Source organism: Endozoicomonas sp. ALD040 (assembly GCF_049275945.1).
Taxonomy (GTDB): Bacteria; Pseudomonadota; Gammaproteobacteria; order Pseudomonadales; family Endozoicomonadaceae; genus Endozoicomonas_A.
The window spans coordinates 2,500,388-2,513,000 of sequence record NZ_CP184829.1; the positions used below are offsets into that span (position 1 = coordinate 2,500,388).

13 protein-coding genes and 2 pseudogenes are annotated in these 12,613 nt (G+C 46.1%); 5 read left to right on the plus strand and 10 right to left on the minus strand.

Features of this window, described 5'->3' with window-relative positions:
• Positions 1-114 precede the first annotated feature (114 nt).
• The 5 genes from ACOJUN_RS08650 to hisF all read left to right on the plus strand — a co-directional run bounded on the left by ACOJUN_RS08650 (position 115) and on the right by hisF (position 3,594).
• Complete coding sequence (locus tag ACOJUN_RS08650) at positions 115-858, plus strand: hypothetical protein (RefSeq protein ID WP_422136240.1); 744 nt, start codon at positions 115-117, stop codon at positions 856-858.
• Between the two features lie 146 nt (positions 859-1,004).
• Complete coding sequence (gene hisB, locus ACOJUN_RS08655; RefSeq protein WP_422136241.1) at positions 1,005-1,598, plus strand: imidazoleglycerol-phosphate dehydratase HisB; 594 nt, start codon at positions 1,005-1,007, stop codon at positions 1,596-1,598.
• 113 nt (positions 1,599-1,711) lie between these two features.
• A complete protein-coding gene (hisH, locus tag ACOJUN_RS08660) occupies positions 1,712-2,356 on the plus strand; it encodes an imidazole glycerol phosphate synthase subunit HisH (RefSeq protein ID WP_422136242.1) in 645 nt (214 codons plus the stop codon).
• 66 nt (positions 2,357-2,422) lie between these two features.
• Complete coding sequence (locus ACOJUN_RS08665; RefSeq protein ID WP_422136243.1) at positions 2,423-2,779, plus strand: DUF4870 domain-containing protein; 357 nt, start codon at positions 2,423-2,425, stop codon at positions 2,777-2,779.
• Between the two features lie 41 nt (positions 2,780-2,820).
• On the plus strand, positions 2,821-3,594 hold the full coding sequence (gene hisF / locus ACOJUN_RS08670; RefSeq protein ID WP_422136244.1) for an imidazole glycerol phosphate synthase subunit HisF: 774 nt from the start codon (positions 2,821-2,823) through the stop codon (positions 3,592-3,594).
• Between the two features lie 50 nt (positions 3,595-3,644).
• On the opposite strand, the gene ACOJUN_RS08675 is transcribed toward hisF, so the two are convergent.
• From ACOJUN_RS08675 to ACOJUN_RS08720, 10 genes and pseudogenes are all read right to left on the minus strand, one after another.
• Positions 3,645-4,655, minus strand: a complete 1,011-nt coding sequence (locus ACOJUN_RS08675) for a hypothetical protein (RefSeq protein WP_422136245.1) — start codon at positions 4,653-4,655, stop codon at positions 3,645-3,647.
• 17 nt (positions 4,656-4,672) lie between these two features.
• Entirely contained in the window at positions 4,673-5,827 is a 1,155-nt protein-coding gene (locus ACOJUN_RS08680) for an RNA-binding domain-containing protein (RefSeq protein ID WP_422136246.1), read from the minus strand.
• Positions 5,806-8,433, minus strand: coding sequence for a TrlF family AAA-like ATPase (locus ACOJUN_RS08685; RefSeq protein ID WP_422136247.1), 2,628 nt, complete (start codon positions 8,431-8,433; stop codon positions 5,806-5,808). The genes ACOJUN_RS08680 and ACOJUN_RS08685 overlap by 22 nt, the downstream gene beginning before the upstream one ends.
• 59 nt (positions 8,434-8,492) lie before the next feature.
• A complete protein-coding gene (locus ACOJUN_RS08690) occupies positions 8,493-9,770 on the minus strand; it encodes an AhpA/YtjB family protein (RefSeq protein WP_422136248.1) in 1,278 nt (425 codons plus the stop codon).
• A 163-nt stretch (positions 9,771-9,933) separates the two neighbouring features.
• Positions 9,934-10,284 (minus strand): annotated as a pseudogene (gene rhuM / locus ACOJUN_RS08695) (RhuM family protein); the annotation flags it as partial.
• Between the two features lie 72 nt (positions 10,285-10,356).
• Complete coding sequence (locus ACOJUN_RS08700) at positions 10,357-10,482, minus strand: hypothetical protein (protein ID WP_422136249.1); 126 nt, start codon at positions 10,480-10,482, stop codon at positions 10,357-10,359.
• 129 nt (positions 10,483-10,611) lie between these two features.
• Positions 10,612-10,746 carry a hypothetical protein gene (locus ACOJUN_RS08705; protein WP_422136250.1) on the minus strand — a complete coding sequence of 45 codons (135 nt, stop codon included), beginning with the start codon at positions 10,744-10,746 and terminating at the stop codon, positions 10,612-10,614.
• Positions 10,745-10,855: pseudogene (locus tag ACOJUN_RS08710) on the minus strand (cell filamentation protein Fic); the annotation flags it as partial. The pseudogene ACOJUN_RS08710 and the gene ACOJUN_RS08705, both read right to left, overlap by 2 nt.
• The gene (locus tag ACOJUN_RS08715; protein WP_422136251.1) at positions 10,852-11,892 is read right to left on the minus strand and encodes a virulence RhuM family protein; all 1,041 of its coding nucleotides are present in this window, start codon (positions 11,890-11,892) and stop codon (positions 10,852-10,854) included. The gene ACOJUN_RS08715 and the pseudogene ACOJUN_RS08710, both read right to left, overlap by 4 nt.
• A complete protein-coding gene (locus ACOJUN_RS08720) occupies positions 11,889-12,227 on the minus strand; it encodes an N-6 DNA methylase (RefSeq protein WP_422136252.1) in 339 nt (112 codons plus the stop codon). Before ACOJUN_RS08720 ends, ACOJUN_RS08715 begins: the two co-directional genes overlap by 4 nt.
• Positions 12,228-12,613: the final 386 nt, after the last annotated feature.

Sequence of the window (12,613 nt, forward strand, 5' to 3'; positions counted from 1 at the left end):
TTCAACCCTCGCTATGGTGCGGCAGTTCAGCGACTAATATGGTGGTGAGGTTGTTTGCGTGACTCTGCCTGGGGAAAATCGGCCTCTGCCGCCTGAATACGTTGGGAACGGGTTATGGAGACAATGGACGCTTTTGGGATAATGTCAGTCAAACGATGGCTGGCAACAATGTTCTGCCTGGCTTTGCCCGTCTCTTCATGGGCTTTGGACCTGGCGTGTTTCCCGAGGGTTGATACCACTCAAAAGCAATACCTTGTTGCTTCAGACATGCTGATGCTGGAAGCAGCCAGGGAGAAGAAGCTCAACAAAGACAAGGCTGAGTTCCCTGTCTGGGTCAGCGGTTATCAGCGGGGCTGGTTTGCCAGAGTCGTTGAAAAATCACCGACAAAGACCGTTCCGGGTGTTACCCCAAAAGAAGGGAAGTTATTCAATGGCTTGTTGTTGGCATCATCCGGTCATCAGATCAGCAGCCTGGATCGCAATGAAACTCTGAACTGCAGAACCCTCATCAGTGTCAGACAACTCAAGACAATGGCTGGTGGCCAGCTACCCGGGAAGGGGCAAATCTGGATCTATGTCCTCAAGCCCGGGAGTATGAAGAGAGCGGCTGGCAAATACCCAATCCAGCAGTCGGATGTCGATAATTTCCTTACCGGGTGTGTGGAACAGTCCAGGGCATTTTCACTGCCTCAGTTTGCTGAACAATGTGTGGATTTTACTGTAGGCTGGTCGCAGAACTGGGCCAATGACCGTGAAAGGCCTTCCGGTGGCAGGCTGGTACAGAACAAACGAAAGGAGATAGACAGATTGCTTGAGAGGCTGGAAGCAGAACTTTTCGAAAAAGTACGAGATGAATAGCTCGCCTGCTTGATAGCTGCTCCGTATAATGGCCGGATTGAGGTCCGGGAGTCAGCAAGCATTCAGGTTTGAATGGTCTTTATTTGAGTCTGGTAGTAATAACAGCTCAGACTCTATGTACAGAATAGATATAATTGGAGATTATCATGGCTGAGCGCAAGGCCAGTGTTGAAAGAAATACGCTGGAAACCCAGATCAGGGTTGATATCAATCTGGATGGCAGTGGCAAAGGCCAGTTCGACACTGGTGTGCCATTTCTTGATCATATGATGGACCAGATTGCCCGTCATGGCATGATGGATCTGGATATCAAGGCTGTGGGTGACAACGAAATCGATGACCACCATACCGTAGAAGATATCGGTATTACCCTGGGGCAGGCGTTCACCAAAGCCATTGGTGACAAGAAAGGTCTGACCCGATACGGGCACTCCTATGTACCGCTGGACGAGGCGCTTTCCAGAGTCGTCATCGATTTTTCCGGACGTCCCGGCCTTGAGTTTAATGTCGATTTTACCCGGGCCATGATTGGCAAGTTTGATGTCGACCTGTTCTACGAGTTCTTCCAGGGCTTTGTTAATCATGCCAATGTGACGTTGCACATTGATAACCTGCGCGGTCGCAATGCTCACCATCAGATAGAAACGGTCTTCAAGGCCTTCGGCCGGGCATTGAGAATGGCCTTGGAACTGGATCCTCGTATGGCTGGCCAGATGCCATCCACCAAAGGATCGCTGTAATCAGCCATGAGCAAAAAACAGCCATGAGCGAAAAAAAGCTTTGAGTCCACTTCAAACAGACAGGGTGATGCAGTCGGTATGTTTTTCATTAAGCTGTCAGGTGAGTTAAAAAAATGAAGACAGTTGCAGTCATCGATTATGGGATGGGTAACCTTCACTCTGCCAGTAAAGCTCTGGAACACGTGGCCAGCAGCGATACCCGTGTCAAGGTGACTTCTGACCCGAACATTATTCAGCAGGCCGATCATGTGGTGCTTCCCGGTGTCGGTGCTATCCGTGATTGTATGGCAGAAATTCGTGCCAAAGGCGTAGATGATGTGGTGCGGGAAGTGGTCGAAAGCCAGCGCCCGCTTCTGGGTATTTGCGTTGGTATGCAAGTCATGTTGAATCACAGCGAAGAGAATGGTGGCGTTGATTGTCTGGGTCTGATGCCCGGGCAAGTAAAATTTTTTGGCAAGGGGCTGGTGGATGAGGCCGGTGAAAAACTGAAAGTTCCTCACATGGGCTGGAGCCCGGTTCAGCAACATCGTGACCACCCTTTGTGGAAAGGCATCGAAGATAATGCCCGCTTCTATTTTGTCCACAGCTATCATGCTCATGCAAATGACGATGGGATGGCTGTTGGTCGTTGTCACTACAGCGTTGATTTTGATGTGGCTTTAGCACGGGACAATATCTTTGCGGTGCAGTTTCACCCTGAGAAAAGCGCTGACAGCGGCTTGAAACTGCTTGAGAACTTTTTGAACTGGAATCCTTAGAGGGGGCTCGACACTTAAAATACGTTCGAGCTTAAAAAAATGGACATAGACGCTTTGCAACCATTTATGAAAAAGCCCGATTCCAATGAGAAGAATTGGGCTGTTTTCTCCCATATTCTGACCTTGTTTGGCTGTGTCCTGCCAGGCACGAACCTGTTGATCCCTTTTCTGATCTGGTATCAGAAAAAAGATCAGTCTATGTTTATTGCCCATCATGCCAAAGAGTCTCTGAATTTCCAGATCACGGTGACTCTGGTGATTGCCATCTGGGGATTACTGAATGCTGTTCTGATCGGGCTGCTCTTTCTTCCCCTGATTCCGTTTGCGGTGGTTTTTGCCCTGATTTTTGTGATCCGGGCCAGCATGAAAGCCAGTCGGGGAGATGAGTACCGATATCCGGTATGCCTACGTCTGGTCAACTGAGTCTTTAATCGGTTTATTGCAAAAAATAGAGAGGCCGCTCAATGGGCTTAGCGAAAAGAATTATTCCCTGTCTGGATGTTGACAATGGCAGAGTAGTGAAAGGCGTCCAGTTTCTTGATATCCGTGATGCCGGTGACCCCGTTGAAGTGGCTCGACGCTATAACGAAGAGGGTGCAGATGAGATCACCTTTCTGGATATTACCGCCAGCCATGAAGACCGCGACACCATGGTTCATACCGTTGAGCGTATGGCCAGCGAAGTGTTTATCCCTCTGACGGTAGGCGGCGGCATTCGCAAGGTGGAAGATATTCGTACCCTGCTCAATGCCGGTGCCGACAAAGTCAGTATTAATACGGCTGCTGTCTTTAATCCTGAATTTGTTCAGGAAGCTGCCGATCGTTTTGGCTCCCAATGTATTGTTGTTGCCATCGATGCCAAGAAGGTCAGCCTGTCAGGTGAGCCTGAACGCTGGGAGATCTTTACCCATGGCGGCCGAAAACCAACCGGACTGGATGCGATTGAGTGGGCCAGGAAAATGGAACAGTTGGGAGCTGGCGAAATTCTTCTGACCAGTATGGATCAGGATGGAGTAAAGAACGGTTACGACATTGGCGTAACCCGAGCCATATCCAATGCTCTGGACATTCCTGTTATTGCCTCGGGTGGTGCCGGAAATCTGGATCATCTGGTTGAAGCTGTGAAGGAAGGTAAGGCCGATGCTGTTCTGGCTGCGAGTATTTTTCACTTTGCTGAATACTCTATTCCCCAGGCCAAAGCTTACATGGCCAGGCATGGCATTGAGATGAGAGTCTGAAATAGTAAGAAGGAAAGAAATTAAACTTTTTCCTTCCCGCATTTTTAGAGTCAGTACAGCATCACTTTTCCAAAAATGATCATTACAGCGACCAGCAGCACGACTGACGTTTGTTCTGCTTTTGTCGCAGAATCATGGGCTTCTGTGCTGACCACTGTTGACTCATCAGCACCCATTTTTATCTCGAAATGGGCCGAGTTGTACTGACCGTCTGGTAATACACTGGGCAGTGAATAGGCCCGATTAGTCAGAATTTTGTAAACATCAGGGTCACCTGATTGTACTTTAGCTCTGGTGTTTAATGTCCATTCATTTTGGATTTTTTCCAATCGACCGGGAAACTCTTGACCGCCGAGCATCGAAGTCAGTGCAAAATAAGTATATTCAGTGATCATGCAACTGTAGTTACAGCTTTCATCCTCATAAGTGAACCAGGCGTGTTTAGGGTAACTGTCCGGGATTGTATCAAACCGACCACCACGAGCTTTGTCCATGGCATCGGCAATCAATGAACCGTGTCGCTCGCCAAACACTTCAGGATAAATTTTGCTGTAGCCAAGATGGGTGATCAAATGCAGTACTTCTTCGAGGGCGCCATCAAATACACCTCTGTCCGCGCCATTTGGGTGTGTTTCGCTTGCTTTCAGGTCTTGCAGATTGGGTAGTTTCTTTTTATTTCCGACTTTATCCCTTACAGGCTGTAGTTCGGAATCGTCAGCTATCATTGCCAAAGTGGCTTTTTGTGCAACTAACATATCTACCACTTGCTGATTGTCGATAAGGCCATCGTCATTGTTATCGAGGTATTCAGCCAGGATTTTCGCAGCATGAAGCAGCTTTTCATCGGGTACTTTTTCTGTGCCCCGAACTTTAATACCAAACACAGTCGTGTATTTTGGAAACACCATAGCCAGAGTTTGTTGGTTTTCAGATATAGGAGTTGGAGCAAGCGTTGTCGTCTGCGTCGTGTTTTGTGAGTAATTACCGCTGCCGTAGGCGTATAAACTCAAACTAATAGCTATCGCTATCGCTGTTTTAACTATGGCTAGATTGGACTTCATGATCTCTCCGTAAGTATTCAGCACCCTTTACGAAAAATAGTTACCTTGAAGATATTTGAGTCTCGATCATCAATAAAATCTATATCTGGGTAGGCTTTGATTGCTCGCTTGATGCCACTACCAAGACCTCGGTATGGCAGCAATCTGGGGGCAAATGATGCAAGGACGGGGTTGCGAACATTAGAGTTGCCCATTTTTATGTTCTCTACCGTCAGGTTATTCGGCAGATGTCCTGGGCTTATAATTTCAATGCGGTCAGTAAATACCAATAATTTTACAGGTGCTGAGATATAGTAGTCTCTGTGTATTAACGCATTGGCGATGAGTTCTTCAAGAACAATACGTGGTATTTCAGGCTCACCAATGGAGTTAAACCCTTGATCTTTTTGAATGTGCTTGATGTTCGACAGCACAAACCCCAGAGACTGCTGAAAAATATCGGTTAGTTTGCCCTTAACATCCTGACTATCAATATATTGAGTGTCCTCAATATTTTTTCCAGGGAAGGCAACCGCTTTGACAATGAAAACAGGCAGTCGAACTTGTGGGCGAGTGGAAAACAGTAATGTACCTGCAATATTCAGCAAGTCATCTTTTGCAAGATTCATGTTTTCTAATAACTGTGAACGAGAAATGTGCTGTTTATCTGCAGACTCTCCGTATTCTCGTTCAAAGAAAGTATCAAAAAATTCTTCATCAATCTCAGTTGTAAAAGAGTTTTGCACCGATGATTCATCAGCATGTACCAACCCTGCTTCCTGAAACATCCGCTGAAGCTCCTCGCGGGCTGTGACTCTTCTCTTATCAGAACCATTTTTTACCCAAATGTAACCACTTGAGTCCATGTAGGGTTTGACTAAACCAGCCTCGACGGTCAGTACGATTACTCTGCCTCCAGGAAGAGTAAAGTTCTGGGTAATCGGGTTGATTGCTGGCATTACTCTGTTTGTTGCCGCATTGGCAATATTTTGATTGATTTCTCGTAACTCAGCATCAGACAGCCCTGTTATTGTGCCATCATCATTGACGCCAATGAGAATATGGCCACCCTTTGAGTTGCTAAAAGCGGCCATTTCTGATGCTAACGAATTAACGTTGTTTACAGTTGCTTTAAACTGGTGTCTGGAATCTTCACCGTTGGCAATAATGCCTAAGAGTTCTGCGGTTTCCATGCCTCGTATACCTGTTTACGTTTTTCAAATGCTTCTGTTCCGCCTTCCATGACGCTAACAATTCGTTGCTGTATGTTGCAGCAGTCAATACTTCCGCTATTAGACTGGATTCTATCATCACGGTATTCGCAGGCAACGACCAGTTCGGAGTCACCCAATACAGGTATGTTTGCGTTGTGAGTTGCAAAGACAAACTGAGTTTTTGGTTTTAGTTCCTGTATTAACTTGATGACATCGTCATAGATGGTTTGGTTATCCAGATCGTCTTCTGGCTGATCTATGATAACAACATCATTTTCACGCTGGCTTAAAACAAAGAGCATGAGGGCAGAAGCTCTCTGACCTAAAGAGTGTTGAGCCAAAGGTTTGTTGTGATATTCAATGGTGTAAGTATTAGGCACCTGCCACGTAACTAAGCTATCTAGTTTATCTTCAAAGTACTGCCAGAATGTATCAAACGAGCCACCCAGAATGGATTTCAGTCGATCTTTCTCACGCCACATAGCGCCAAAGTCCTGAAACTCATCAACAACGCTTTGCAGCGTTATCTCACGAATACGACTCCCACGGAACAAGTCCTGAATATGTTTAAGCATAGCGGCTTTACTGGCTTTGAAATCGGATCGAATTTTCAAAGGAGAGTCAACAAGGTTAATCTTATTTAGGATCTGTTCGATGGCACGATATTCGTCTGACCATAATTTATCGAGGCCATCCAACTCCTTCCCAAGAGTTCCACCAAGATCGCTGTATTGTTGTTCACTCTTGGCTAACACTTGTAGCATTTGCTCTGCCTGATCCAGCAAAGATTTTAGTTGCTTAAACTCTTGTGGGCTGATGGCCTGTGCACCAGCTTGCTTGAGTTCTCCTGCAAGCTTTCGTTCTATTTCCGCAAACTCTTCTTTCAGAGATAGTTTTTGTTCACTAAAGCCGAAAAGTTTTTCTCGTAATTGTTGCAACGTAGCCTGACTATCGGTAACTACCTGCTTTATGCTATCAAAGCCAGCTAACAGGCTTTGATAGGTAGTAAAAAAGTCATCAAAAAACGGTTTGTTCTGTGGTGACTTATAGAGAACCTGATTTTTTAGCTCATCTTCAAAGTTGGCTATAAAACGGTTCAATTCAGACAGGTAATTATCAGCACCAAGAACAACTTGTTGTGCTTTTCGTTCATCGCGGTCAAAGTCAATCTGTTTTTGTAGTTTGGTTTCCACACCGTGCTGCTGATAAAACTTCAGTTGAAACTGAGCATCTTGCTGTTTTTGTGTCCACTCCTGTTTTTGAGATACCGCCCGGTTAAGCCTCTTGATCTGGTGAATTGCATCCAGCACATTGTGTTGACCCTGTTTAATTTTTTCACGCACGGGTACGAGAGCATCACCTACCAGTTTTTCTATCAGATCTTTTTCAAATCCTGCTCCAGTACTGGAAAGATCTTTTTGACCAAAATAGATAGGCTGATGAAGGACGGTTTCCCGGATAGAGACTCCCGGTTGTAATTGCCCGTTAACAAAAACATCGGGTCTTTCGCCTAGAATTCTGCGAACTTGGTAGAGCTGTCCGCGACGGTCGATGGCATCAATAGTGATTTTTCCACCACTATGTAACAGGTGCTTAACCAGTCCTTCCTTGTAGTCAATATCGGATGCTTTTGCCCCAAAGGGAATGTTCAGTGCATAACGAATTCCTTCAAGAATGGATGACTTCCCACTACCCCGAATACCTATCAAAGTATTCAGTCCAGGAGAAAGAAATATCTCTGTACCACCCAGAGTGCCAGCACCTTCAAAGCTGATTTTCTGGATATATGAGTGAGAGTATTCTGGTTGAATAGAACGAACTCTGGCTTCTTTGCACTGAAGGGCAAACTTAACGGCTTCAAAACTAAAAGCTCCCAGTTTTAAAAAACAGGACTCCTTTCTGACAGACATATCTGCCAACTGCTTAGCATCACATCCTTCGACTTCAGCTGGGTAGAGCTTGTCCAATGCTTGCCTGATTTTATCTCGCGTATCATGGGATCGAACCTTCTGAAAAGCCAAGGCTCTGCGCTGAACGGCAGTAGTATCAAATAACTCCTTAACACGCCCAGGTGACAGCCCACCCCACAAACCATTGGGTGCTTCGACATGAGCAAAAACCAAAAAATAATCTTTTTGGAATTTATCCAGTTCCCGGACAGTGTCCACCAGATTATGGTTAGAGCGAGCATTTTCATCTTCAAAGTTGGCAATACCCGCAAACGTCAGGCTCAAGAAACTTTGTATATGGTTAGCTTGCTCCTTGTTGTTAAACCACTCATCAGAAAATACGACCAGAGTATGTACACCTGATTGCCCATCTTTGACTGACAGCTCAATACCCGGCAATAAACCAATGCCGGACTTTTTGGCTTTTTTGCGCAGAGCTTTGAATTCATTCAGATCAAATTTGTTGTGGTTGGTAATGACTCCAAGACCAATGTCTGCAACCAGCAGGGCTTCTATATATTGATTAAGATAATCATTATCTTCACCCTTATAGCTGAATTCTTTATCTGCGCGTGTGTGCAGATGAAAATCGGCCTTTAACCATTGACTGCCATTTTGAAATCGTTTTAGAGTCATTGACCACCCTCCTGAGTAGATTCTAAACAGCTATGAGCGAAGAAAACAGTAGGCGTTGACTATCGCTCCAGCTCCCGGCTGATGGAATAAGCCTCCTGCGCAATGGCTTGCTGCTGTTCTGCAGGTAAACCGGTGACCTCCACAATATCTTCGCCCTGTTCACTGAGTTTTATTTCGGGCTCTCCGGCTGGCAGCCAGTTGAGCTGATCACGAAACATGTGAATACCTTCCGAGTCAGGAAGACTCGCCAGCATCAACGCATGACTGGCGGCATTGTCGGATTGTGAGGGATGCTCGCTACCGGGGAAATCACAGATACCGTCACTGATACAGATACCCAATCCCATCTCCAGCGAAGCGATGTTCTGCTCGCCAACCACCCTGTTAAGACTTTGTATTAACAGGGCACAACTCAGGGCATCCATGGCAAAAGAAGCACTTTCCAGACTGGAAAAGTGAATATACCCGGTGCCATCTGGTGTGTAACTTAACTCGCCCTGGTAATGTTGAGTGGCACACCTGAGCGCTTCGCTCTGAGTCTCAATAATGTTCATCAGATCGTGGGGGGCCAGCAGTTGCCGCAATCGGGACAGGTTTTTATTGCGGACACTGATAATGGCCGAGATTTCCTCTTTTTCCTCTTCCTCGGGTTCCGGCTCAATGGAGTCCATCAGTTTTTCAGTCAGTTGTTTTTCCACAAAACCAGAGAGTCGAAGTACTTCATTTCTAAAGGAGACCGGATTGGCCGGGGATTGCAGAATAGAATGCAACTGCCTTTCAATAAGCTTAAGTCGGGAAGTGATATTGGAGGCGAAAAAGGAGAGCAACAACAATCCACTGATCAGGAGAATGATGCTGATCGTAATGATCAGTGTCAGAGCATCGCCGGAATTTCGGGTCAGTAACTCACTGTCCAGTTGCAGGCGGACATAGCCTGCAATTACGTCCTGATAGTGTATCGGTGACGAATAAGTTTCACCCTTCTCACCGACCTCATCGCTCTCTGAAGAGGCTATTTCACGATTATCAATGCTGTATATGGCGGCCTTGGCCACGTAAGGGTTTTGCACCAGCTGTCCCAGCAATACGTTGAGACTGAGCCTGTCTCCTGTGACCAGCATATCGGTGGCCGCACTGGCTGTCTGGGCACTCAGCAGGCTTCCGATGGAGTCAGCCTGATGACGGCTGGCAGACTCCAGCTCGCTGCTGACCAGAAAGCCGGTAGACAGAGTCAGGGCTGTGAAAAGCACGCCAAACAGCAACAATAGTTGTTGGCGAAGGGACAGAGCTTCTGATTGTCTGGCAAACAGGGTGATGATTTTTTTCGGCAATGACAAGGCCGAACCTCCTAAGGTGTTATGTCAGGCGCTTCCATTGAACTGTTCTGCCAGAGTGCCGATCACGCGGAGCTTTGTGCATTGAAGTACGCATTGGGTGCCAATAGGCACGATTCTAACAGAGAATGTGGTTAAAACCTGACTTTCAAACACGCACGTTTGTTTAAATAAGGTCATTAGTGCCCATCAGCGGTTGGTCGGCATCGGCTTTTAAAGCGATGATTTCCGCTGCCGTATGACCGGTAATAGCAAAATGAAATTTGTCTTGCACATGGGCATAAAACAAACGAGTGGTGTCTGATTTGGGATGATAGTCGATACTGCACTCGGCAAAGATATCGGTAATCTGCTGGTAAATACGCCGCTCACTGGCATGGATGGAACGCACCCGCTCCAGCAGCTCTTTAAAGTAATCCTTACCAAAATACCGGCCATTTTTTAAACGTTCATCATCCATGGCAAAGTCCTTGATGATGTATTCCTTGATTAAGGCTATCGCCCAAATGCGGAACTGTGTGGCTTGGGTTAGCCTACGGAAATGACGGCATCCAGGTTGTAGTACTCGAGCTTGCGTTTTACCTCCCGCTTACCCTCCCTGTTGAACTGTTTCCAAAATGGAAATAGTTGCTTTTTGATCCAATTCGCCACTGGAGTAGATATTCTCCAGATGCCTGGAAATAGCTGGAACACCCACGCCAAACAGTTCAGCCATACGCTTCTGGGTTAGCCATAGGGTCTCATTGTTCAGCAGGACCTCTCTGCCTTTACATCTCCACCGGGAGCGGTATAAAGCAGGAATTTGGTGGTTTGGTCTTGCAGGCTCAGGTTTTTATGGCTCATGTCAGGCTGCCCTCTCTTCTGGCTTTGGGAAGCTTAGCAGCAGGTCACGGTAGTATTCGTACTGCTTTTGGTGCAGCTCAATTTCTCGGGGTAAGCCTTCGGTGATGGAGTGGGTCAGGGTGTCGAATTTATCCATTGATATCACCAGAATCCAAGAGCTGTTTGGCTTTTTGCTTGCTGAGCTTTTCTTCTGCTTTGGCCAGTTCTATTTGGTCGGTGATGTTTAATTTATTGGCCGGAATCATGGCTTGCCTCCATTTTTCTTTTGGGAGGCTTCTATTTTTTTTATCTCTTTGTCGAAGTCACTTTCAAACAGACGGTCTTGAACAATGCGGTACTTTTCAAATTCACTTTCTGCCCAGTCCTTTGCAATTTGCTTTGATACTGTTCCAGAGTTGTGCAGGATCTCACGGTCATCGAATTCGAGGAACTGGTCCAGTCTTTTGGCCCAGTCCTCCATGGTCATGGGCATCTTTCTCAGGGCACGTGCTTCCGCCAGTTCAAGGTAGGCGTTGACGATTCGGCTCAATCCATCCATCTCCTCTTTACTAAGATAGTTTTTCGCAACAGAGACATCAGTTTTCAGGACTTTGCCATCGGGTGAGTTTTTCCAGCTGGTTAACCCCATATTTGCTTTTTCGCTATTTGCGCGTTCTTTGATCAGTTCAGCTGCAGTGTGGCCATGAATTGCGTAATGAAGTTTATTCTGAACCTTTGAAAAAAATTCTCGGGTGATAGGAGCATCCTTGTTGTAATCGATGCTGGTCGAGTAAATATCAGTTATTTTCTGATAAAATCTGCGTTCGCTGAGGCGGATCTCGCGGATTTCTTCCAGCAGTCTCTCAAAGTAGTCTTCCCCGAGAAAGGAGCCATTTTCCATACGCTCTTTATCGATGACATAACCCCTGATGGCAAAGTCTCTCAGGGCTTGGGTAGCCCATTGGCGAAACTGAGTAGCACGCACAGAGTTCACCCGATAGCCCACAGAAATGATCGTGTCCAGATTGTAGTGCTTGGTATTATACTTTTTGCCATCTGTGGCAGTTATCCGGAAATTCCGGATAACTGAATTTTCTTGTAATTCGCCCATTTGGAAGATATTTTTCAAATGTTCATTCACTGTTCGCACATCAACCCCAAAGAGTTGCGCGATGAGTTTTTGTGACAGCCAGATGGTTTCATCTTCATAACGAGCTTCAATGCTCTGCGTTTCGGACTGGGCTGTAAAAATCAGAAACTCCGCAGTGGAGTTGCGGACGAATTTTTTGTTGTCTTTTCTCATGCCTTAACCTCTGTACCTTCTAACTCAGCCACAATGGCATCAATCTCCGAGCGTAGTTGATTTATTTTTGCCAACCGTGTTTTCAGCTCAGCATTCACCTGGGTAATATCAACCTTCTCCCGGGTATCCCTGGCTTCTACATAACTGCTGACCGACAGGTTGTAGTCATTGTCAGCGATCGTCTCAAGGCTGACCGACTTTGCGACATGCTCCACATCGTCCTTGCTGTCGAAGAACGCCATAATCTGCTGGATATGTTGATCCGTCAGCACATTGTTATTGGTCTCTTTTTTAAAATCACAGCCAACTACTGAGCCACGAACGTCGTTGGACACTGGTCATTGAGGCACTCCTGAAAATAAGGTTCTTCTGACAGCACGCTACCGCTCAGAGATTTGGCTACTGCAATCAGCAACAGGCGGAGCATGGGTCTCGATAGCTCTGTCAGTAAAAAAGAGTTCAGTTTATCACTTTCGCTGAAAAGCCTCGCCCAGAAGTGGGCCGGGAGCGTCAAAATACTACAAAATGACAAGCAACAGTCTGAAAAGTGGGCTGATTTACCGTAAATATAAAATCACCGAACAGATCAGCCCTTATTCACAGCTTTGTTAATTGCAATGACTTCAATGTTATGAACCTTCGTTCCAAAACCAACTCTAAACTATTGAATCAATCTCAAATGTTCTTGCTAAGTGAGAACGAAACTAACTAAAGAGGTATT